We start from the raw sequence: 23,478 nt of genomic DNA, 5'->3' as shown, positions 1-23,478 counted from the left end.
TTTAGTATAAAATTGCAAACGCTAAACAATCACTAATATGCCATAACTACAGAGCACCAAAACTATGTTAAGACGCACAAAAATACTCGCTACTCTTGGTCCATCAACGGATACAGTAGAACAAATAGAAGCCATCATCAAAGCTGGCGCCAATGTTGTCCGAATGAACTTTTCTCATGGCACCGCAGAAGATCATATTAATCGTGCGAATAAAGTGCGTACTGCAGCGAAAAAACTGGGTAAATATGTGGCTATCCTTGGTGATCTGCAAGGTCCTAAAATCCGTGTAGCGAAATTTGCAAATAACTCAATTATCTTAAAAATTGGTGACCACTTTACATTAGACGCAGACATGGGTCGAGATGAAGGTCATCAAGACGCTGTTGGCATCGATTATAAAGCACTTCCACAAGATGTAAGCCCAGGCGATATTCTGTTGCTAGACGATGGCCGAATTCAGTTAAAAGTAACCAGCGTTGAAGGTAACAAAGTTCATACCGAAGTGACTGTCGCAGGTAAGTTATCAAATAATAAAGGCATTAACCGTCAAGGCGGTGGATTGTCAGCTGAAGCACTAACTGAAAAAGATAAGAAAGACATTGTGACAGCGGCTGAAATTGGCGTTGATTACTTAGCAGTTTCTTTCCCTCGCTCAGGTGCAGACTTAGATTACGCTCGTCAATTAGCAGTACAAGCAGGCTGTAACGCGCTAATATGTGCCAAAGTTGAACGTGCTGAAACCGTTGCATCAGACGAAGCCATTGACGATATTATTCGTGCTTCAGATGCAGTAATGGTTGCCCGTGGTGACCTAGGTGTTGAAATCGGCGATGCTGAATTAGTGGGTGTACAGAAAAAATTAATCGCTCGTTCTAGACAGCTTAACAAGATTGTCATCACTGCGACTCAAATGATGGAGTCAATGATCACCAGCCCAATGCCAACGCGAGCTGAAGTTATGGATGTGGCTAACGCAGTTCTTGATGGGACAGATGCCGTTATGTTGTCAGCTGAAACTGCTGCTGGTGAATTTCCTGTAGAAACTGTCGAAGCTATGGCTAGAGTATGTATCGGTGCTGAAACTCACCCAAGTGTGACAAACTCTAAGCACCGTATGGATCAAACATTTACGACTGTAAGTGAGACAGTGGCATTAAGTGCGGTTTACTCTGCTAATCACCTAAAAACGATAAAAGCTATTGTAGCCCTGACAGAAAGCGGTTCTACACCATTATTAATGTCACGAATTACTACTAATTTACCCATTTATTCATTTGCTAGACACGAAGCAACGTTGAATAAAATGGCGCTTTATCGTGGCGTAAAACCAGTATACTTTGATTCTAGAAATAGTGACCCAGGCCAACTTAAAAATGATGTTGTAGCGGTATTGCTAGAAAAAGGGATTTTGGAAAAAGGCGACCAATTCATTATGACATACGGTGACGTAATGGAAACTATTGGTGGCACTAACGCCAGTAAGATTGTCGTTGTTTAAAACAATAACAATCTAGTTTAATAAAAAAACGAGCTTTATGGCTCGTTTTTTTATCTTGCTGACATTCAGCTTATCCCCATCATTAGCGTTGCAAAGCACTAGTATTGCCAACTCCATTAAAGACCTTCTCAATGAGAGCGTAGTCATTTCGTGAAATTGCTATAAATACTGGCCAATCAACTGCGGTTGATACGAAACCAGCCAGCAATACTCAATCGGTCTCTATTACTAACTTGTACCTCATGGGGAAAGCGCTCACTCAAAAAAAGAATGCAGCGATTAAATGTAGGCGTCACCACTTCTAATTCTGAGTGTTGTTCTGCAGAATACAAAACAAGTTCTCCGCCATCATTAGCCTGCCATTGATGATTAAGGTAAAACACCGTACTCAGAATACGATTACTTTGCCCCTTAAACGCATCAAGATGCGTCTTATAAAAGTCACCTTTTTTATAATGAGAATAATGGCATTCAAAATCGAACAAGCCCAAAAATAAACGTCTATTTAGGCCTATCCTTAACTGCTCCATAAGGTCGAGATATCGCTGTTGACAGTCACTACTACCCTCTAGCCAGAGTGTGCTATCGGTACGTATTTTACCATTGATTTGTTGATTATTTTGTCGACCAATGCCTGCCGTTTTGAAGGTCTGAGTAGACAAACTCAGTGCTTCAGCTTGTAAGCTAGTGGCTAAATCATCGACCAGAAAATCTTCAAGTAGTACATAGCCTTTAGCAGACAAATTATCAGCAATAGCATCTATCAAAGTTTCAGATAAAAGTTGATGGTTTAGGTTCACAAGTTAGCCTGTTATCTGTCGAGTCGTCACATAGGTACTTTGGATCAATGCCGCATCACTGCTCGCTCTATGGCGTTGAATATTCATAGCTTCACAAACCTTGTCTTTGGTGTCGTGCCATAAGGACATTTGCGCTTCATTTAAGATCATTTCTAAGGGACTGATCCTAAAATTCATGGGCATCTTTGCGCAGTCAAAAAGTTTAATCAACCAAGGCTGATCAACCACCCAACCATCAGAATAAACCACTTGGTCACGCAAAAAAACATTTAGCTCCTAAGACAATTGTACGGCAGAGATACCTCTATTAAACAATAGCTCACGGCTAATTCCATGCAGACTCTCTGCTTCAGCAGACCAATGCTGCCAATCTACACTAGGTTTAATCAGCCGGCAGAATTTCTCACCTTGAGCATTGACCACACCGACTTCAATTGGGTAACTAAACGCGCCAAAACCACTTGCCTCAATATCAATAATGTTGGGTACAAAAAGTGTTTTTTTATCCACAGCTGTAAACTTCCCTTAAAATTTCCTAAAACAATCCATAACTAGCCAACCTTGTTTTACAACCTGCTGTTAACGATCTAAGCCTATTTGATACAATTGATTTTTCTTCAAACCAAATTGTTCTGCGGTAATAGCTGCAGCTTTTTTTAACGGTAACTCTTTCATTAGCAAACTCAATAGTTTTAGCGCTTCCGCCGATACGTCAGACTGATCAGGTTTATCGCCAGCCACCATTAAAACAAACTCACCTCTTTGATGATTCGCATCTTCCTCAAGCCATGTAACACACGCTCCAGCACTATCAGAGTAGAACGTCTCAAAGGTTTTGGTTAACTCTTTAGCAAGTACTAAACGACGTTCACTACCCAGCACCTGGGCAATGAGTTTAACCGTATCAAGAATGCGTCTTGGCGATTCATAAAATACACTTGTACGAGTCTGCTTGATTAATTTTTCTAGGGCTTGCTGCCTAGCCAGAGCCTTGACAGGTAAAAAGCCTTCGAATTGAAATTTGTCTGTGGCCAGCCCCGCCCCGCTCAAAGCGGTAATTGCCGCGCACGGTGCAGGCAATGGAACCACATTTACACCTGCATCTCGGCATTGGCTCACTAGCCCATACCCAGGATCACTGATCAAAGGTGTACCCGCATCAGAAATTAACGCGATGTTGTCACCCGACTCCAGCTTGCTAATCAACTGACTTGCTCGTTGCGATTCATTGTGATCGTGCAACGAGATTAGTCGAGTAGAAATGTTGTAATGCTGCATTAACTTTTGGCTATGTCGTGTATCTTCTGCAGCAATAAGATCAACTTCTGATAAAATTCTCAACGCCCTATGAGTAATATCCTCTAAATTACCAATAGGAGTCGGAACAATAAAAAGAGTACTGGTTTCAAGCAACTTATTTCCCCTTTTAGGATTATTAATTCACCGCCAGCGTGTCGGTAACGTAGATATTTATTTCCGATACTATAAACTATTACGCAATTAATTTTTTGGATATCAGCGATGAGTATGAGAGTTTTTTTGAGTTTTGGGATCGCGATTTTAGTGTTGTCGTCCTGTAGCAATACCCCAAAGCCTAAAACTAAAGTTGAACCCGTGGTAGCGCCAATTCAAACAGTTGAAATTTTAAAAGATAGTCAGTTTTTTACAGCAAGCTCGTCAGGCGTCCGAGCAAAATAACGACCCATTACAAACAAATAGCCTATTAATTCAAGCGGCAGAAACCTTATACCTTGAACAACAGTACGTGAAAAGCATTAATTTATTAAAAGTCTTAGTCCCTGAACTGACTGATCAAGCTCAATTAAGTAAAGCTTATTTAGCGCTCGCAGAAGCCTATTTTGCACATGCCAACAGTCACGCATCGCTGTGCGAAGAGTTACTAGCTCAAGTCAACTCGCAATTTGTGTCAGCAAGCAGGTTGGCAACACTAAAGTCTTCACTCTTACTGTATACGCATGATTGGCTGAATGCAGCCAAAGAACTAATGAATACCGATTTAGTGGAAGCTGAAAAAAGCCAAAAAATTTGGCAAGCCCTTGCCCATTTATCATTGGCTGATTTAGAAAAAGCCCGATGGAAACACAATGACTTACTTCCTTGGATCCAATTAGCCATCATCGTTCAACAGCATGGATTAATGCCCAATACTCTGCGCCAAGAAATAACGCTTTGGCAGAATCAGAATCTAGGGCATAAGCTGCAAACTGACCTGCCCGAAAGTGTAAAAAAAGCAATGCAAATCACCCCCATATCTGCGAAAAAAATTGCCGTGTTGCTACCTTTAACAGGTCGATTGTCTAGTCAGGGTAACGTATTAAAAGATGGTTTTTTGGCCGCTTATTTAAATAATCCAAAAATCAACGAGCAACCTTCAAGTCAAGCCGTTAATGAGCAATTAACCACTAAGGTAGAACAATCCCCCTTGACAGTACGCTTCTTCGATTCTGCGGATAAAACCGCAGAACAATTAAACGCATTAGTAGCCGATTATGACGTAGTGGTCGGGCCTTTACTCAAAGAAAAAATCCAAGGCTTAGCAGACATACTCCCCGTCGATAAAGTGATGTTAGCGTTAAATAGAATTGATCAACCTGCTATTGAGCAATCCAATAGCAGCAGCCCATCGCCAACCAAAGAACACTACTTCTTTTCTTTAGCACCTGAAGATGAAGCACAACAACTTGCCGAATTTATTCGCCATAAACAACTGAAGAGACCCATAATTTTTGCCTCTAATAATAGTGTTACTGAAAGAATGGCTGCTGCATTTGTAAAAAAGTGGCAAGAAATACCCAACTCTATCACACCAGATATCACGATATTTAAAGACAACAAAGAGATGCGCCGACAAGTCGCTGAAATGTTAGATGTTGAACAAAGTAAAACTCGGATCAAACAAATCGAGTATTTATCAAATGTAGAAGTAACTGGTCAGGAAAGAAATCGTAGAGACATTGACGCAATTGTTGTATTCGCGAACCCCGAAGAAACGGCGTTGCTTAATCCGATTATTGAAGCTAGCCTCAGTTCATTCGCAGAAATTTCCCTATCGGTATTCGCATCATCTCGAAGCTACAGCCAAATTCAAACAACTGGCAGCTTGCGAGATCTTCGTAACTTGACCTTCTCAGATATGCCCTTATTGCTTCCAGACCACCAATGGCCCGATTTAACGGGACAAATCAATCAATTGTGGCCACAGAGAAAAGATTCACTATTGAGGCTATTTGCTATGGGTTACGATGCTTATAACTTTATTCCTCAATTGCGCCAGTTGCGTAATCAACCGCAATTATCTACCCAAGGGCTAACCGGTAAGATTAGTGTTGTGGCGGGCGAAATAAAGCGAGAGTTGCCTTTTGCCAAAATAGGCAGAAATCGAGTTCAACCACTTGAAATGGATTAAACAAGCACTATCACCTTTAATTGGCAGCGACGCTGAGCAATATGCGCAGCGTTATTTAGAGCAACGCGGCCTAATTTTTGTGACCAAAAATTATCGTTGTCGTAGTGGTGAAATTGACTTAATTATGCGAGATGGCAGTGAGTTAGTATTTATCGAAGTAAAATTTCGCAGTAATCCTACTCATGGCTCTGCGATTGAATATTTCCATCCCGCTAAACAACGAAAGTTTGTGTCTGCCGTCATGTTTTACATGCAGGAAAAAAATTTGAATCCGAGTATTGTTCCACATAGGATCGACCTTATTGGAATTGATAAGAACCAACAGCAACAAAATGTCAGCTGGTTAAAGAGTATATCTCTCGACTAACTCTCATGGGATCCCATAATTTTTACAAGGAGCATTATGCTTGATCACATTAAGGCTAATTTTACTGAAAGCATTCAGACCAAAATAGCCGCAATAGAAATATTGCCCGAACCCATATCCAATGCAACTTTAATGATGGTTAACGCTCTTATCAATGGCAATAAAATATTATGCTGTGGAAATGGTGGCTCAGCGGTTAGTGCACAGCACTTTTCATCAATGATGCTAAATAAATTTGAGCGTGATAGACCAAGTCTACCTTCTATGGCATTAACAGCAGATGGGGCGACGTTATCATCGATTGCCAATGACTTTGAATTTAATCAAGTTTATTCAAAGCAAATTAGGGCACTTGGCCAAGCTGGCGACATTTTATTAGTTATTTCAACCAGCGGTAATTCTGAGAATATAGTGAGTGCAATGGAAGCCGCACTAAGTCGAGACATGACCATAGTTGCGTTGACAGGTAATGATGGCGGTAAAATGGCAGGCTTAGTGGGCCCAAGCGATGTAGAAATTAGAGTACCATCAAACCGCCCTGCGCGAGTGCAGGAGGTACATTATTTAGTGGTACATAGTCTTTGTGATGGAATAGACAATTGCCTATTCCCAGAAAATATTCAGGAATAATAATAATGTTAAGTAGAACCTATTTAGCTATCGCTTTAAGTAGCGTACTTTTGCTGCAAGGGTGCGCTGGTTTAATTATTGGTGCCGGAGTAGGAGCTGTTGCAGTAGCTCATGACAATCGGACGATAGGTACTCAAATAGACGATAAAACTATGAGTAGCCGTATTTCAACCGCCTTAGATATGGACAAGGAAATTTACAATCGAACGAATATTTCCGTGCAACTATTTAATGGAACATTACTTTTGGTAGGGCAAGCACCCACTCAAGAATTAATTGTTCGCGCTGGAAAGCTGGCCTCATCAGTTGGTAACATCAAGAAAATACACAATCAAATTCGCTTGGCTGTGCCTATTACGCCTAGCGTTACAGCAAATGATATTTGGCTATCTTCTAAAATAAAAACCACCTTAATCGCAGATAAAAGAATAGATGGCTTAAATATAGAAGTCGAAGTAGAGAATTCAGAAGTTTTTCTTATGGGCCTGATCACCGAGCAAGAAGCAGATATCGTGGTAGATGTTGCAAGAAACATTGATGGCGTAAAACAAGTCGTCAAAGTTTTTGAATATAGATAAGTTTTCTTACATCGCCTTTTGCAGACTGATTGCAGCCCTATGTAGGGAACTAGGAATAGTGAGGTAGCCAAGCTAAGAAAATGGCTCGACAACTTCCCTCATCACCGAGAAGTGGTTTAGGGCTTAAGCAAGCCAAAGCGGCAAGGAAGCACAAAGCCCTATATCAATCCATATTGACTAAGCCCATGTATGTTCTCGCCGAGCGGCAGCTTATCAATACGCTTAGGTCTAAATATGCACGAGTGACTGGCGATAACACAGCAAGGGCTAATTTTATTTTTGCTAGCCTCTTTATTCTTGATAAGATCCAGCGCTAACCCAACCCCAGCCTTTTTATTCAATGAGCCAAACATTCTTACTACGGGATTATCAAACCCAAGCTGTTGAAGCGGCCGTTAAACACTTTCGCAAGAGTGGGGAGCCAGCAGTTATAGTCTTACCTACGGGTGCAGGTAAGAGCTTAGTGATCGCAGAGCTCAGTCGATTAGCAAAAGGCCGTGTTATTTGTCTGGCTCATGTAAAAGAGTTGGTCGAGCAAAATCACGCTAAGTATCTGGCTACGGGCTCACCAGCCGGTATTTTTTCAGCAGGACTAGGCCAAAAAAATACCAACGCCAAAACCACATTTGCTAGTATCCAATCGCTGTCGGCTAATTTAGAAGATTTTCAAGCGTCTGTTAGCCTACTAGTCATTGATGAATGCCATAGAGTAAGCATGGAGGATAGCGGCCAGTACATTAAAACCTTAGCTCATTTTCGCAGCCTTAACCCCCACCTAAAAGTGCTTGGATTAACCGCCACCCCATACCGATTAGGCAGTGGTTGGATATATCAGCATCATTACCATGGGTATGCTCGATCCTGCCCTAGCTCATTTTTTAAAAAGTGCGTGTTCGAACTCCCATTACAATACATGATAACGAGGGGCTATTTGACCCCACCTACTCATTATGACGCTGCCATTGCCCACTACGATTTTAGTTTGTTAACTGAAAGCTTAGACGGTGAACAGAACACCGATGACATAGCCTTAAATGAACTCATTCACAAACATCCAAGAGTGACCAAGGCAGTTACCGAGCAAATCATACAGCTTAGCCAAGACCGCCAAGGGGTGATGATTTTTGCTGCAACCATAGATCACGCACAAGAAATCACAGATTACTTACCCACAGACCAAACCGCCTTAATTACCGGCAGCACAAAAATAACACAGCGGGATGAGCTAATAGCCTCATTTAAAGCTAAAAAAATTAAGTACTTAGTGAATGTGTCGGTATTGACCACAGGCTTTGATGCGCCCCACGTAGATGTGATTGCCATTTTGCGCCCCACTCAATCTATCAGTTTATTTCAACAAATTGTCGGTCGTGGTTTACGCCTAAGTCCAGGCAAAAAGGACTGTTTAATATTGGACTACACCAACAATGGTTACAATATTTTTCAGCCAGAAATTGGCGAGAAAAAACCCACACAAGATTCAGTGGCGGTACAAATCCATTGCCCCCAATGCGATTTCGCTAATGCCTTTTGGGGGAGGACAGATTCTGAAGGGAATATTCTTGAACATTTTGGCCGCCGTTGCCATGGTTTGATTGAGAACCCAGATGGCCCTGAATTCGAGACCCAATGCACTTACCGTTTTCGCTTCAAACACTGCCCTTATTGCAACCAAGAAAACGATATCGCAGCCCGGCAATGCCAACACTGTTCAGAGAAATTAATCGACCCCGATGATATATTGAGAAAAGCCCTAAATTTAAAAAACAATAAAGTGCTACGCTGCGCTGCCATTACTCCAGAGATTAACAAAGACGACAAGTGTTTGAAAATCACCTACCACGACGAAGACGGCCTGACGTTAACAGAAACTTTTCGTTTTAATTATAAGAGTTCGCTACAAACCTTTAATGATTTATTTGCCCGCAGAATAGCCAACGGCAGTCAACCGCTCCGGTTCAACTCACTTGAAGAGTTACAAGATTTTTTACCTTACCTGCCTACCCCAGACTTTGTCATAGCCAAAAAGCTAAAACATCACTGGCAAGTGACCGAGCGTTTATTCGATTACCAAGGCCCCTACAGAAAAGCGAATGCACTGAGTTAATGCTAGATTCAACTCTAGCTTAGTATGGGGATACGTCATTTTTTAAGACAAGTGCACAAAGCAACGCTTCGCGACATTATGAGCTACCTTAACCAAATACTAACCTGCAATCGTAAATCATTAACCTCGTCCACTACCATCCATCGCTCTTTTCTAACAACACCTTTGCTGCTCGATTTCCTTTCCGACAACTGCAAAAAGGTACACATAAAACGACACGCTATCCCCCAAACTCATACTCTAGTATGGGTGCCCTTGAAATTTCACTATGGATGTCCTTGCAATTTACGCTATGCAATCTTTTCATGGATTTACGTCTTCTGTGACATTGAACGCCATACCAATACGTGTAATATTACTATCCAAACTCATTACCGTGTTTAGCTTGCTATCTGAAATACGGCAAATTATGAGGTTTGAGGTTATATTGTCGAATGACCATTTAAATATGGCCATACAACGACTTATAAGGTGATTATCGTTTGGTTAGCATGCGTGCGCTTAATACATCATATAAGATGTTTACTATAAAGACCCCTGAACTATGAACACTATTGCACTGTACCTTTTATTTTTAGGGGGAATAACCTGCTATTTCATTGCGCCTAAGACTTTAGCTACAACGCTACACTTTGCAGCCATTGACTATTGCCCATTTACTTGTAACCCCTTATTAGAAGATGGCAAAGAAGGGTTTATGACAGATGTACTTCGTGAAACGTTTGAGCCTGCTGGCTACACCTTAGAGATAGATATACTCCCCTATGCTAGAGCAGTTATTGCGACTCGAAATGGTACATATGATGGAATCGTTGTAGTTGGTAAAGAATACGCTCCTGAATTAATTTACCCTAATATGCCGACTGTGGTACAGCGGGCAGCGTTTTTTGTCAACGCTGGGAACCCATGGAAGTACAAAGGTATCGATTCATTACGCGCCATCACTGTAGGCATTGTTAAAGGGTATCAATATGGAGATCCCGAGCTCATTGAATATTTAAATCAATACCAAGAGAATGAATCAAAAGTACGAGTCCTACATGGTAACAGGACTACAGAAGTAGGCCTGCGAATGCTCCAAACCGATCGCATTAACACGTTTCTTGAAGGTGAGTACTCGGTAAAATATGAATTAAGCAAAATGGGCATTAGCGACAAAATCATTGTCGCAGGCTATACAACCAATGCATTCGAAGATTTTAGCGGATTTAGCCCCATAAATCCTAACTCAGCTAAATATGCTCAACTCCTATCTAAAAAGCTAGCAGAATTAAAAGCCACGGCAAGACTCGATGAATTAGTCAAACAATACGGTGTAACCTTAAAGCAATAAATTCGCCCCCCTCAATCAAGACACCCATAACAAAATCGAGCTTTAAACCATCTCAGTTCCCACTCTTCTAATCCATTCGGTTTAAATTGTGCGCCAGACAACCCAATTGACGATGTTAGCCCTCAATCAAGACACCCATAAATAGCAATCAATCAAAGCAATCAATCAAGACACCCATAACAAACTCGAGCTTTAAACCATCTCAGCTCCCGCTTTTCTAATCCATTCGGTTTAAATTATGCTCAAGACAACTAAATTGACGATGTTTGCGGGTATGATGACGTGATTTTGTGGTGGGTGGTGAATGCTAGGCGTGCTAATTCTCAACAGCGATGTTGATGAGGTTTGTTACTTTGGAAAAAAGGCTAAGCGTGTTTAAGTAGGGCTTTGGCTTTACCTATGCCTCGTATTTTTTGATGTTGGGTGTGTAGGCTGAAGTTTCGCATTAAATGTTCACTGCCTACAGCATAACAAAAGTGCTTTTCGAATTCTGTGGTTAAGGTCAGCCATTGTTCGTTGTTTAGGCCCAGCCTTTGTAGAATGGGCTGTTGCTGTGTATCGATTAATCCTGACTTATCATCTCTGATAACACGACCTGTGGTGTCGATGAGGTCGCAGTAATCTTTTAGTGAAAAAGCGATGCCTCTCGGCATGTTTTGCCTGTGGGTTGCCAACAAATGGCATTAAACCTTTGGGTTGCTGGTGGTGTCTCAAAGCTTGTATCCGAGTTTGAATACTGGTGTGGTCAGAGTCCTCAGGTGTGTTGGCCATATTGGCGCGAATGGGGTTTAAGTCCACGTAAGCCATGCAGGCCAGTAGGGCTGATTTATCGAGTAGTGCTTGAGACTTAAACCGTCCTTCCCAGAATCTGCCTGTGCAGGCATCTTCTTTGTTGGCTTCTCGGGCTATGTACTCATTGAGATTACGCATCAACCAACTGATGTCATACAAACGCATCCGGTAAATTTCAACGGTTTCTAGAAGGGTATGCCGCTCACTCTTGCTCAACGTGTCATCTCGCATAAACCGCTGCGACAACAAGGTGCCTTTATGCAGTTGATGCCAGCGAACGAGCACTTGTTTCACCGTCCAGCGCTCAGCCAAGGGTTTGTTCACGCACAGCACCACATGAGTGTGATTGCTCATCACCGCATAGGCGCAAATATCAATAGCAAAGATACGGCTTAAATGAAGCAAGCGTGTTTCAACCCAAGTCCGCCTATGTTCATAGCTCTGGCCTGTCAACGTATCTTCACCACACAAAAATGAACGGCGAACACAGCGTGAAACACAATGATAATAAGGGGTGTCGACTAAACTGATTTGGCTTTTACGAGACTGGGGCATCATGGCCATCCTTGGTTGAATCACTACCATTAGTCTAGTTCAAATTGCGGATTCGTCGAATTTAATTATGGGTGTCTTGATTGGGGGGCCTCTTGATTGGGGGGCCATGGGTGTCTTGATTGGGGAGAAGATATGGGTGTCTTGATTAGGGGGCTTGCGTAGATAACTGATACTCGATATCAAAGGTTTATTTGAATACACTAATCCTTAGTGGCGTGTAATACTCTTACATTAATGAAGTAGAAAATAATAGTCGGTACATTTTGCTTATGAAATCTTTCCTCAACTCCCCTCATTGTTTGCTATGCATTTTGTTCAGCTTAAGTTTTTCTAGCAATTCTGCACCGGCTAAATTTGTATTAGAACAGAACCCCAAGATTGGGCAAATGCAATTATTTAAAACTAGCGACTTATGTAAGGTAGCCAATAATACTTTACAGTACATTACCCACAACAATGATCCTAGCAATAAGAGTGCACTGCCACCGCCAATGGAACTAATAGCCAAAAGCGACATCACTGAAAAGTTGGTGAAAGACACCCTTGAATTTATTTGCAGCACTTATCAAGAAGATGTACGTAACAAACAAAACAGTCGCTTGCACGATACTCAGTTTTTATTGGAGAACTTTCATTTCTATCGTTGGCTACCAGATACTGGCAAAGCTGATGCGATTGCTCAAAATAGTACAAACCAAATTAAGAAGAACCTACTGAAGAACATTCCAAATAAACAACTCTTTATTACCAAGTACTATACTAAATTATTAACCGCAAGCTCAGTTAAAACAGCTGAATTTAATCAAGCTTTATACGCTTTGCCATTTGATGAAGCTAATCTAACTTTAGCCGAGGCGGAGTCGCAAAAATCCCAACTAACCCGTTTCAAATACACTCGTCAACAAATTATGCAAGGTGTGCTAACCCAAAAAAAGTTAGCCAAACCACTGATATGGTTGACAGAAGACGGTTTACATGACGTACTATTACAGGGTACAGGAGTATTAATTGTTGATGATAAAACTCGGTATTTTAATGTGCACCGCAATAATGATATTGGTTATGATTACAGCATAGGTAAAGACGCGCAGGCCCGCTATTGGTATTTTGCAGAAGTCCCGTCAATAATGGGCTACGGAACCGAAATCGGTAACAAGATTGAAGTAAAACCGCAGGTTACATTTGCCGGTAATATTGACCAACTAGGCTTAGGTAAACTGATCATGATCAACTATGTAAGTAATGGCCGCTCAGTCAGTCAAATGGGGATTTTGGCCGATACTGGCGGGGCATTTGAGAATAATCTATTTCAATTAGATTTCTTAACGGATAGTTATTTTGGTTGGGAAGATTATTATCAAGCTAATAAGCATTTGCCTGATTATGCAAATACATGGATCATGGTCAAAAAATAACAATCCACTTTTGTAATGAATGATTAGCATTAGGGGCAAAGTTAACCGCCCCTGCCTTGTACATCAAACTAGCCCCGCAGTAATAACACTGACTTAAATTGCCCTAGGTTGTTTTCACTACCACATACTTAGGGCTTTAAGTCGAGCTACTTAGCCGTTTTCTAGCTCCGATGTTCCACTGACAATGTCTTTTGGGTTTGATAAAAGCACTGTTGAATAAATTCGTCCATATACTTTATCTGCGATGCTAAATTTCCTACTTCGCTAGACGGACTGTAAAACAGGCCTTGGAAGCTCATGTCAAGATACTCAAAAGTATTCGAAAATATCTGCTCAAAACAATCAGGTACACTTAGGGCTGACCCAGTTGCTAGCACTGCAACAGTTTTATTTTTTAACGCTCGCCCCCGTGGTTTATAAATATCAAGTAAATCACACAGCCTGTCTAAGAATACCTTCATGGTTCCACTAGGCGAATACCAATAAACCGGCGAGGCAAGAATAAGTCTATCGAAAGTCAGCAATCGATCAATCAACGGCAAAAAATCATCATTTTGGTTCTGAAACTCATAGTCGTAAGGCAATATGTTGTAGCTAGACAAATCAACCACTTCTGCACTAATTTGTGTTGAAAATTGCGCGACTAACTTAGCGGTATTTCCATCACTGCGGCTACTGCCTAAAATAATCACACTAGACATAGTTATTACGCTCCTTGGGTAAATCCGACAAATACTGCACAAACTCAATTTCAAATCCATTTGGATCAATAAAATAGCTATTCTTGCGAAACTCGGTATTTTGCCCCGCTTTTGCAACTGCAAAACCTGCTACTTCTAAACGCTTAACAACAGCATTTATCTCATTCACGGCATAAGCGAAATGACATAAACCTAATTGATTAGTACTGAGATCACGATTTTCTCCAGTACCATTATCGTTAAATGTAAGGTAATGATAGTCATCTCCAAAATGTAGCCATGTCCGATGAAACCCGTTCCATACTTGCTCTCCATGACCACGCACTTTCCAATGAGGAAATGCGGCTTGATAGAATTTTAACGTTTCTGGTAAATCTCTTACCACCATATTGATATGCTCTAAATGCATAAGCAGCTCCTTATTCTCAATTTCTATGCTTATTAATTAACTCAAGGTCATGATAAAACCTCAAGTTAAGTTGAGGTAAAGCTCTTTTTTACTTAAAGTACAAATAAATTTAGGAGAAACAAATGCAACAAAATAAAGAGTTGTCCATAGGCTTTGTTGCCAAACGGTGCGGAATAAAGGTCTCAGCCTTACACTTTTATGAAAAAAGGGGCTAATTTTCAGTGCGCGAAATCAAGGCAATCAAAGGCGATATCACCCGGAAGTGCTCAGGCGAGTTTCAGTCATTAAGGCAGCACAAAAAATGGGGATCAGTCTAGAACGAATAAAAAGCGCTTTTGCCACACTACCCAAAAATAGAACGCCAGATAAAAATGACTGGCAAACCCTATCTAACCAATGGCAACAAGATTTAGATCAACAGATTCAATATCTAACCAATTTACGAGATTTATTAACTGGCTGCATAGGCTGCGGTTGTTTATCCATGAAACATTGTCCCATTTACAACCCCGAAGACAACTTAGCTAAAAAAGGGACAGGGCCTGTTATTTTAGAACAAAAATAGTTTATCTAGGCAGCCTAAAAAACCTACTGCCAAATTCGTTACAAAGTTAGTGGCACGTAGGTTTCTACAAATTGGATACGTTGCTAAACACCTACCCGTGCGCCCTAAATAAAGCTAAATGTACACTACATCCAATCGTTATCATTTCGTGATAATTTTGTGATTTTATTAAGTTCTACTAGTTGAGCGTGTTTAAACGCATACCGCTTTGATGCCAAAGCAAATTAACTAGATATTACTTCACAAAAATTAAGGACCTACCATGAAACTAAAAAGCTTTACCAAGGCTTTCGCAGCACCGCTGAGCTTTGCAACTTTAATGGCGTTGTCAACGGGCACTCAAGCAGCATTGATGGACGTAACCGTTACTATAGAAAACCTAGCCCCAACGAACAGTGTGTCATTTGCACCACTTCGTCTTGGTTTTCACAACGGCACCTTCGACGCATTTGATGCTGGCAGCGCCGCATCTGATGCAATCATTTCTATCGCAGAAGGCGGTAGCGGAACGAAGTGGTTTGCCGACTTTGAAGCGGCCGAACCCAATGCGGTTCTAGGAAGCGTTGTAAATGGCGGACCGTCTATTCCTTCAGCCAATGCAGGTGTAGGGAATGGCTTTTCAGCAACAGCTTCAAATACATTCAGAGTAGATACTAGCGACAATGCTTTTTTCTCTTTTGCTAACATGGTTGTACCTAGCAACGACTTGTTCTTAGGCAACGATAATCCCTTAAGATTGTTCGACAATTTGGGCAGCCTGCTTTTTTCTGAAATTAGACTAACTGCTTCCGATATTTGGGATGCTAATTCTGAAGTAGCAGATGCCAGCGCTGGTGCTTTTATACTCTGGAGGTGTGAATGGCAACAGAACAGCAGAAAATGGATTAGTTGCGTTTGATTTTTCTGAGTTTGCTGCGTTTGACGGCTTAACCACTGCAGCAGGTTATGACTTTGATTTTTCATTATTAGATGACGATACAGCCATTTATAGTATTGCGTTCGAAGCGAACACTGTAGACGTATCTGCGCCTTCAACATTCGCTTTGCTAGGCCTTGCGTTCTTTGCTATTGCTGGCAGAAATGCCCAAAAAAGAAAGTTAAAGGTAGCGACAAACCCATAACTGATTAATACAAAGCAGCACTTATAAATTTGGGGGTATTTCAAGCAATCACAAATTGCTCATCCGATTCACTCACCCCCAATCATTTTGCTCGATGCATTCAAGTTGTCTAGTGCACCCAATGTCCCAAAACCTTGATCCTCGAAGAATAGAGTAAAAGGCTAAAAAGCAAAGGTCCCCCCTCTACAAAACGCCCGAATACAGGTTTTACTTTTTTAAACAACGACTCTTGAGTTTTCTTTAGGTCTGCCTCATACAATCCCCAGCTCAAGTCAGTCGCTCAATTGCAGCTGTAAAAATTACTCACATGGTGTTTCATATTTTCATAGCCCTCTCCATAACAGCATGAAAAACATACAAAAAATGGCATTTTCTAGGAAAAATAGTTGGCACGTAACTTGTAATTTAAGGATCAAGACTAGGATTAAGACTAGCAGCAAGTATACAAACTTTTATTAACCACATGAGGAAATCTAACGATGAAAAATTATATTCGCCATTCAATTACCGCAATGATAACTACTGGCCTTTTATCATCTTCTGCCATGGCCCAATCTACTGCATATAATGATGATTCATCCGGTTTATATATAGGGGCTAGTTACGGCCACCTTAAAGTAGATGGTGATAATGAGTTTGACGACAATAAAGACGCTTACCAAGGGACTTTAGGCTATGGGTTCAATGATTATTTTGCCTTAGAGGCGAGTTACATTGATTTTGGTGATTACGGTAACGATATAGCCAAGGCTGCTACAGATGGCTATGCATTAGGTATTAGATTGGGACTACCCATCACTGATAACTTTTCTATTTATGCTCGAGGTGGTCAACTTTGGTACGAAACCGATTACGAAGTGTTGGGTGTGAACGACTCCACCGACGATGAAGGATTATTTGCCGGCTTAGGTTTAGGTTATCACTTGAACGAGGACTGGACCTTAAAAATCGATTACACCTTGTATGATAATGACTTAAATATTGATAGTGCCACCGATGATCTCGATGACGCCAATTTTTCAACCGATTTAAAACACGCTGCAATTGGTTTTGAATATAAGTTTTAATCCAATAAATATTTAACTAACAAAGCAACCCTCTAGCTAGACGGTTGCTTTTTTGTTTCTTTTACTAATATCTGAAGACAGATACTTAGTGAAAATCCTTTGAGCTCTAGGCTCGAACCTCGTGACTAGACACTACTTTTAAAAACTGGATTCCGGCTAAACAGACTACCGGAATGACGTTAGGAGATAAACTTCGGGACCGGGGAGCTTATCTAGACACCCATGGGAAAGCTTATGGCGAGCTTATCGAGACACCCATGGTAAGAAAACGGTAAAACATAATTAAAATCAATGCATTAACGAAAGTAACTCTGCTCAAAGCAGTGACAGAGCCATTATAGCGGTTGTCGGCGAAGCCGATGCTTTTGACTTACCCGCGACTCAAAGTTTGCCGAGCAACGCAGACCAATTGAGAATAAATGACATGGATGTCATTTAAGCAAAGTGTGTCGGGAACACTTCTTTGCGATTTCTATTAGGCAAGTCGCGCAGGTAATAGAACTTGGCTGGAGCGCGGCCTTTCTTGGATACTTCTTTGGGCTGTTGACTAAATTTAAGGGATAAATTTAGAACGTACTTTAGTGCGGCCCGAAGGGTGAAATACACGGACGTATTTCATAAAAAAGTAAGTCGGGCCGCGCTGGGATGCCGTATCAAACCCGCAATGGATTGCGGTAAGCGCAGCGCATGCTTTTAAAAGAATGGATTCCGGCTAAAAAGCACACCGGAATGACGAAATTTAAGGCAAGACCAAGCTTTGAACTATCTACTGCTTTTATCTTTTCCCTCTGTGTAGCGCAGCCGCATTTTTAACCTCTGTGTTCTCTGTGCCCTCTGTGTTTAATTTTTTTGTGGTTTTATCTTGTAAACTGCCCTTTTCTGCTAAGTCTGTTCCACTCTGCTTCATTCTGCTTTTATCGCAAACCGCGCTTCCAATTCACTCACCCCCAAGCCACTCTTCTTGGTTACTCGTAACTGGGTAGGAATCCGTTCTTTCATTGCTTCAATATGACTGATCACCCCTATCATCTTGCCCGATGCATTGAGATTATCCAGCGCATCTAAAGCAATGTCTAAGGTTTCGGCGTCTAAAGTGCCAAAGCCTTCATCTAAAAATAATGAGTCAATACTGGTTTTATGGCTGACCAAATCAGACAAGGCTAATGCCAGTGCTAGGCTGACTAAAAAGCTCTCGCCTCCCGACAGGGTTTTGGTGTCGCGTTCAACGTCACCTTGCCAAGTGTCGAGAACACTTAAGGCTAAGCCGTCTTCATCTTTACGTTTTAACAAATAGCGGCCATGAATACGGTCGAGTTGTTTATTGGCTAGATAAACCAAATTATCTAGAGTGAGGCCTTGGGCAAAACGCCTGAATTTGTCGCCGCTGGCAGAGCCTATTAAACCATGTAGGTAACTCAGTTGATCGTAATCTTGTTTTTGCTGTTCGATTTGTTGCAGCACACTTTGTTGCCGTGCTGATTCTTGTTGATCGGCCGCGAGCTGACTACTAATGCCCCCTCTTCTTTCGGCAATAGCATCTTTTTGTTGTTGTAATTCTATTAGTTGCTGTTGCACTGCTTGTGCTGGCGTTTGTAACCATAGGTCTACTTCTGCCACTTGATTAAGTGCATTTAGAGTCTGATTAGACTGTTCTAACAAGGTATTGGCCCGTTGTAATTGGCTATCTAACTGTTGTTTTAGCTCAGTTAATTGCTGGCGCTGTGCTTCAGGTAACAGGGCTTGGATAAATTCGTCTTGACCGCTAAATGGGCTGCTACTGAGTAATGCTTGCCACTTGTTGTTTTGTTCTTTTAATTTAAGTTCAAGCTCAGAATTTTGTTCTGTGATGAGGTTAATTGCCGCGGCCAAATCATTATTTTGTTGAGTAATTTGTCTATGACTATCACTTGTCACCTGATGGCTTTGTTCTGCTTTTTCTAGGGCGCTGTTGGTTTCACTTCTGGCTTGTTGTACGGTTTTATCGCCAAATAATTGCTGGCGCTGGGCGTTTGCTGCAGTCCATTGCTGTTTGAGTTGTGTGGCTTCAGTCTGTAGATTAGACAATTGCTCTACGATACTCTGCAACTGTTGTTCTAGGGCTGTACGTTCGGCACTTTTAGCCGCTAGTTGTTGACTTAACTGCTCTTTTTCTTCTGATTTTTGTTGGTACAGTTTTACATCTTGTACTTTGTTTTGTATCCACTCAGCCAATGCATCATCAGCCGGTGCTGAATAACCTAAAGCCACAATATGCGCCACTAAGTTTTGTCGATTGTTATGCACAGACTCAAGCAGTTGCTGATATTCTGCCATGGCCTTTTGTTTATTTTGCTGCAAAGTCTGTTGGCTTTGTTGCAGTAAGTTTATCTCGCTATTCAGTTTATCTTGTTGTCGCTCGGCAGTATTTACCGCCTCTTTAGCCGCTGAACAGGCTTTATCGAGTCGGCTTAACAAGCGTAATTGATTGGATATTTGTTCTAGCTGATTTTTTAAATTCTGTTCAAAATCCTGTAACCCTGCTTGTTGCTGAATTGCAAAATTCAGCCCCAATGTTTGCGCCTGCTGTTGCCATTGCTGAGTTAGCTCATTTTCGCCGCGGCTTAACTCAGCTAAACGGTTCTCTTGTTGTTTTAGTTGCAGCTTAACAGAGTCTAGTTTTTCACGGACGGCTTTGCCCTCTTGCTCTAATTGTTTGAGTAAGCTTTCGGCTTGTTGTTTTCTACTGACGGTATCTGGAATATCTATCTGCATACTCGCAGATTCTGGGTGTTCTGTGGCGCCGCACAATGGGCAAGCTTGACCAGCAGTCAATAGCTGGCGATATTGTGCCAGTTGTTCTTCTTGGCTCACCAGTTGTTGCAAATCTTTGCATTGTTGCTCTTGAGCCTGAAATTGTTGCCCTAACACTTTGCGCTGCTGACTAAACTCAGTCACTTGTTGTTGGCTATTGGCTAACTCAGTTTGTAGTTTTTGTTGTTCATTGCTTAGCTGCAAATAACGACGTTGTATATCTTGCGCTTTATGCAACCCTAGCCACTGTTGATTGCTATTAGCCAGTTGTGTTTCAAGGCTTGCCACATCAGCTTGTTGATTGAGCTTTTGGTATTCACTGTGTTTCGCGGCCAGCTCATTTTGTAGCTGTTGTAAATTATCAGACAGCCTTTGGCTTTGCGTTGTTAGTTCGGATAACTTATTGTTATTGACACTAGCTTGCTGTTCGAAGGTGGTACTTTGTTGTTGTAACGTTAGGGCGCTTTGATTGTCTCTTTGAAGTTGTGCCAGAGCCGCGTTCCAACCACTTAACTGTTCTGCCACCGCGCCATCGGCTTGATGGGTAGTTAAATAATTTTGGCTAGTGCTGTGTTGTTCGGTTAACTCACTAATTACCATAGTTAAACGTTGTTGGTTGGCCGTTGCCTGTTGTTGTTGCTGTTGTAACCTAGCAATAACTTGTTCTTTGTCTGTTAACTTATCTGCCAAATTAATGATTTGGCTGTCTAAAGGTTGTACTTGCTCCGTGATCAACTGCTCTTGTGTTTGCTGAGCCTTTTTAGCCGCAGCTAATGTTTGCTCGGCCACCAACAATTTGTCAGACATGGCTTTTAATTCGGCCTGTAACTGAATTTTTGTTTGTTGCTGGTTAAGTAACTGTTGTTGCGTTTTTTGCTGTTGTGCTGTGCTTTCAACTAAAGCTTGCCAACTTGGCCTAAGCCGCTCTGCTGGTTCACTTTTTTCTAGTAAGCTTAATTCGGTTTGCGCTTCGATAATGGCTTGTTTGGCATGGGCAAACTGCGCGTTAGCGGCTTGCTGATTTTGCTCGGCAGTGGTGCGTTTGTCCCACCAGCTTAAATGGTTTTGCTGCTGACTAATTTGTTGTTCAAGTTTAGTTTGGGTCTTTTGTATTTCTGCCAGTTCATCTTCTAGGTGTTGTTTTTGTTCTCCCGACAACAATTGAAAGGTATTGGCCCCGGCCTGTAATTCATTTAATTTTTGTTTGGCCAGTGCTGTAATGCTCGTGTACCTTAATTGACACCTGACCATAAATTTCTGTACCTGTCAGTTCTTCTAATAACTCTGCTCTTTGTTTTTCGTCAGCATTTAAAAAAGCCGCAAAGTCGCCCTGGGACAACATCATAGATTTGGTAAAACGACCAAAATCTAAGCCTGTGAGTTTTTCTATTTCTTCACTTTTTTGCCTGATTTGCGTGGCCAGCACTTTGCCTGTGGCCACTTCGGCTAGTTCTGCGTCGGCCGGTTGTAAGTTACCTTCTACCTTACCTCGCGAACGGCGCATACTCCAAAAAGCACGATAAGCAGTACCTTTTACTTCAAACTCCACCTCAGATAAACATTCGCTAGTGCCCCGAGTCATAATTTCGTTACTGGAGTTAGTGATTTGCCCTAGCCTTGGAGTTTGATGATAAAGGGCTAAACAAATGGCATCGAGCAAAGTGGTTTTACCTGCGCCCGTTGGGCCGGTAATGGCAAACAAGCCGTTATCCACAAAAGGGGGTTGGTTAAAATCTACCTTCCATTCACCTTTTAGCGAGTTTAGATTTTTTAGACGGATGCTCAATATTTTCATACCTCACCTCCCTGCTCTTGCACTTCGTCTAATATTTGGCTGAACCGTTGACGCACTTGTTTAAGAGTGCTTACTTGTTCATCCCTTTCACTGTCGTTAGCAAAAGATTCCATCGCCAAGCGTTTTTCGAATACCTCATCGGGACTAAGTTCTGCTAGGGTTTCGTTTTGGGCTTGATTGAGCAAATGTCGACCTTGGTTACGCGTGCGTCTTAGCTGTAACACTTCAACATTGAGATCGGCGGTTAAGTCTTGAACTCGCTGTTGTAAGTCTGACAAATAATCTTGACTGTTTACCTCTAAGCATAACCAAGTGGGCAACTCTGACCGAGCGTTTTTAAATGATTCTAACGCACGTTCTATAGCCTCTAAATCACCTTTTATCACTTGCATGGGCTGGAAACATGGCACTTCTAGTGGCTGTATGATTGTTGGCCGCGCCCCGGTAAATTCCACTAACATAACTTGTTTGGCTTTGCCCAGTTCATCAAAACTTAAAGGGATGGGTGAGCCGCTATAACGTATATGTTCAGACTTAGCCACTATTTGCGGTTTATGAATATGCCCCAGCGCAATGTAATCTGCAGGCGGAAACCCATCAGCAGCAAAGCCGTCTAAAGTACCTATATATATCTCGCGCACACTTTCAGATTGGCTCACGCCTAATGCGGTTAAGTGACCTGTGGCGATAATGGGGATATCACGCCCTGAGTCTTGCCTGATACCTAGAGCAATTCGATAAAGGGTTTGATAGTGCTGTTTTATCGCCTCTCCCAAAGCTTGGCGTTTGTCTAATCCGGTTTCACCCGCAGTACTTTGCAATACATCACGGGCACGAATAAAAGGCACTGCACATAAAATAGCAGCCGGCTGGCCCGTTGAATCAGAGATAGTAAACACTTGCTCTTCAATAGACACACCAGTACTGGCCACAACAAAAGTATTTAAACAGGCAAGGATCTGTTTAGACTCATTTAAAGTCGACACAGAATCGTGATTACCACCCAGCACTACCAACACACAGTTGAGTTTTTGCATATCTACCACAAACTGATTGTACATTTCACGGGCATAACTGGGTGGCGTACCAGTATCAAAAATATCACCAGCAATAATAACAGCATCAACTTGCTGCTGGGCTACGACTTGCAATAACCAATCAATAAGGCTTTGATGTTCGTCTCTACGACTCTTAGTGAAGAAACTTTGGCCCAAGTGCCAATCAGAGGTATGCAGTATCTTCATAATATATTTAGTAACTCTTTAAAAATCATTTGGCATATCAATCTATGTGTAGGTGTATAAAAGCACGTGTATTGTGCAAGTTATTATACTCATGCTGCCAGCAATTATTGGCGAATTATGCATGCTGTTGTAAACTGCATTAGCTCATTAAACGTCAAGAATGGTCGATAACAGTGAATATTCTATTTAGTCGTTGTGTTCAATGAGGTTCTCGCATTTTACATCCCAAATTTAACATTATCGCTATTGCTAGCATTATTATCACTTTACTGTTTTCTGCTGCT

Annotated in this window: 16 protein-coding genes and 4 pseudogenes; 12 read left to right on the top strand and 8 right to left on the bottom strand. The window is 41.6% G+C overall.

Annotated features, from left to right (window positions below; all coding sequences use genetic code 11):
* The first annotated feature begins 64 nt into the window (after positions 1-64).
* Positions 65-1,498: a pyruvate kinase gene (pyk, locus tag RS130_RS09030; RefSeq protein WP_316025685.1), complete on the top strand. Its 1,434-nt coding sequence runs from the start codon at positions 65-67 to the stop codon at positions 1,496-1,498.
* Positions 1,499-1,674: 176 nt separating this feature from the next.
* On the opposite strand, the gene RS130_RS09025 is transcribed toward pyk, so the two are convergent.
* The 3 genes and pseudogenes from RS130_RS09025 to rsmI all read right to left on the bottom strand — a co-directional run bounded on the left by RS130_RS09025 (position 1,675) and on the right by rsmI (position 3,711).
* Positions 1,675-2,298, bottom strand: coding sequence for a 2OG-Fe(II) oxygenase (locus RS130_RS09025; protein ID WP_316025684.1), 624 nt, complete (start codon positions 2,296-2,298; stop codon positions 1,675-1,677).
* A gap of 3 nt (positions 2,299-2,301) precedes the next feature.
* Positions 2,302-2,808 (bottom strand): annotated as a pseudogene (locus tag RS130_RS09020) (3'-5' exonuclease).
* Positions 2,809-2,877: 69 nt separating this feature from the next.
* Positions 2,878-3,711 carry a 16S rRNA (cytidine(1402)-2'-O)-methyltransferase gene (rsmI, locus tag RS130_RS09015; protein WP_316025683.1) on the bottom strand — a complete coding sequence of 278 codons (834 nt, stop codon included), beginning with the start codon at positions 3,709-3,711 and terminating at the stop codon, positions 2,878-2,880.
* Between the two features lie 238 nt (positions 3,712-3,949).
* On the opposite strand from rsmI, the gene RS130_RS09010 reads away from it, so the two are divergent.
* The 6 genes from RS130_RS09010 (at position 3,950) to RS130_RS08985 (ending at position 10,740) form a co-directional block, all read left to right on the top strand.
* Positions 3,950-5,725 (top strand): penicillin-binding protein activator, encoded by a 1,776-nt coding sequence (locus RS130_RS09010; protein WP_316028013.1) that lies wholly within the window; start codon positions 3,950-3,952, stop codon positions 5,723-5,725.
* Positions 5,712-6,092 (top strand): YraN family protein, encoded by a 381-nt coding sequence (locus RS130_RS09005; RefSeq protein WP_316025682.1) that lies wholly within the window; start codon positions 5,712-5,714, stop codon positions 6,090-6,092. The genes RS130_RS09010 and RS130_RS09005 overlap by 14 nt, the downstream gene beginning before the upstream one ends.
* A gap of 36 nt (positions 6,093-6,128) precedes the next feature.
* Positions 6,129-6,722 carry a phosphoheptose isomerase gene (locus tag RS130_RS09000; RefSeq protein WP_316025681.1) on the top strand — a complete coding sequence of 198 codons (594 nt, stop codon included), beginning with the start codon at positions 6,129-6,131 and terminating at the stop codon, positions 6,720-6,722.
* A gap of 5 nt (positions 6,723-6,727) precedes the next feature.
* Positions 6,728-7,300, top strand: a complete 573-nt coding sequence (locus tag RS130_RS08995; RefSeq protein WP_316025680.1) for a BON domain-containing protein — start codon at positions 6,728-6,730, stop codon at positions 7,298-7,300.
* Between the two features lie 340 nt (positions 7,301-7,640).
* Entirely contained in the window at positions 7,641-9,407 is a 1,767-nt protein-coding gene (radD, locus tag RS130_RS08990) for a DNA repair helicase RadD (RefSeq protein WP_316025679.1), read from the top strand.
* A 544-nt stretch (positions 9,408-9,951) separates the two neighbouring features.
* The gene (locus tag RS130_RS08985; protein ID WP_316025678.1) at positions 9,952-10,740 is read left to right on the top strand and encodes a substrate-binding periplasmic protein; all 789 of its coding nucleotides are present in this window, start codon (positions 9,952-9,954) and stop codon (positions 10,738-10,740) included.
* Positions 10,741-11,105: 365 nt separating this feature from the next.
* Here the strand turns inward: RS130_RS08985 and RS130_RS08980 are convergent.
* Positions 11,106-12,087: pseudogene (locus RS130_RS08980) on the bottom strand (transposase).
* Between the two features lie 386 nt (positions 12,088-12,473).
* Here RS130_RS08980 and RS130_RS08975 point away from each other — a divergent pair.
* Positions 12,474-13,502, top strand: coding sequence for an MltA domain-containing protein (locus RS130_RS08975; RefSeq protein WP_316025677.1), 1,029 nt, complete (start codon positions 12,474-12,476; stop codon positions 13,500-13,502).
* A 161-nt stretch (positions 13,503-13,663) separates the two neighbouring features.
* On the opposite strand, the gene RS130_RS08970 is transcribed toward RS130_RS08975, so the two are convergent.
* On the bottom strand, positions 13,664-14,203 hold the full coding sequence (locus RS130_RS08970) for a flavodoxin family protein (protein WP_316025676.1): 540 nt from the start codon (positions 14,201-14,203) through the stop codon (positions 13,664-13,666).
* Entirely contained in the window at positions 14,196-14,612 is a 417-nt protein-coding gene (locus tag RS130_RS08965; RefSeq protein ID WP_316025675.1) for a VOC family protein, read from the bottom strand. The genes RS130_RS08970 and RS130_RS08965 overlap by 8 nt, the downstream gene beginning before the upstream one ends.
* Positions 14,613-14,734: 122 nt before the next feature.
* On the opposite strand from RS130_RS08965, the pseudogene soxR reads away from it, so the two are divergent.
* From soxR to RS130_RS08945, 4 genes and pseudogenes are all read left to right on the top strand, one after another.
* A pseudogene (soxR, locus tag RS130_RS08960) lies at positions 14,735-15,177 on the top strand (redox-sensitive transcriptional activator SoxR).
* 262 nt (positions 15,178-15,439) lie between these two features.
* On the top strand, positions 15,440-16,075 hold the full coding sequence (locus RS130_RS08955; RefSeq protein ID WP_316025674.1) for a spondin domain-containing protein: 636 nt from the start codon (positions 15,440-15,442) through the stop codon (positions 16,073-16,075).
* Positions 16,032-16,298, top strand: a complete 267-nt coding sequence (locus tag RS130_RS08950; protein ID WP_316025673.1) for a hypothetical protein — start codon at positions 16,032-16,034, stop codon at positions 16,296-16,298. The genes RS130_RS08955 and RS130_RS08950 overlap by 44 nt, the downstream gene beginning before the upstream one ends.
* A 479-nt stretch (positions 16,299-16,777) precedes the next feature.
* The gene (locus RS130_RS08945; protein ID WP_316025672.1) at positions 16,778-17,365 is read left to right on the top strand and encodes a porin family protein; all 588 of its coding nucleotides are present in this window, start codon (positions 16,778-16,780) and stop codon (positions 17,363-17,365) included.
* 903 nt (positions 17,366-18,268) lie between these two features.
* Here RS130_RS08945 and RS130_RS08940 read toward each other — a convergent pair.
* Together RS130_RS08940 and sbcD are read right to left on the bottom strand one after the other, a co-directional pair.
* Positions 18,269-21,950 (bottom strand): annotated as a pseudogene (locus RS130_RS08940) (AAA family ATPase).
* Positions 21,947-23,194 (bottom strand): exonuclease subunit SbcD, encoded by a 1,248-nt coding sequence (sbcD, locus tag RS130_RS08930; RefSeq protein WP_316025669.1) that lies wholly within the window; start codon positions 23,192-23,194, stop codon positions 21,947-21,949. The pseudogene RS130_RS08940 and the gene sbcD overlap by 4 nt, the downstream one beginning before the upstream one ends.
* Positions 23,195-23,478 lie beyond the last annotated feature (284 nt).

The organism is Paraglaciecola aquimarina (assembly GCF_032464635.1).
GTDB classification, from domain to species: domain Bacteria; phylum Pseudomonadota; class Gammaproteobacteria; order Enterobacterales; family Alteromonadaceae; genus Paraglaciecola; species Paraglaciecola aquimarina.
Note: the sequence above shows the minus strand (reverse complement) of the source record. Positions and strands in the feature narration are given on the sequence as shown.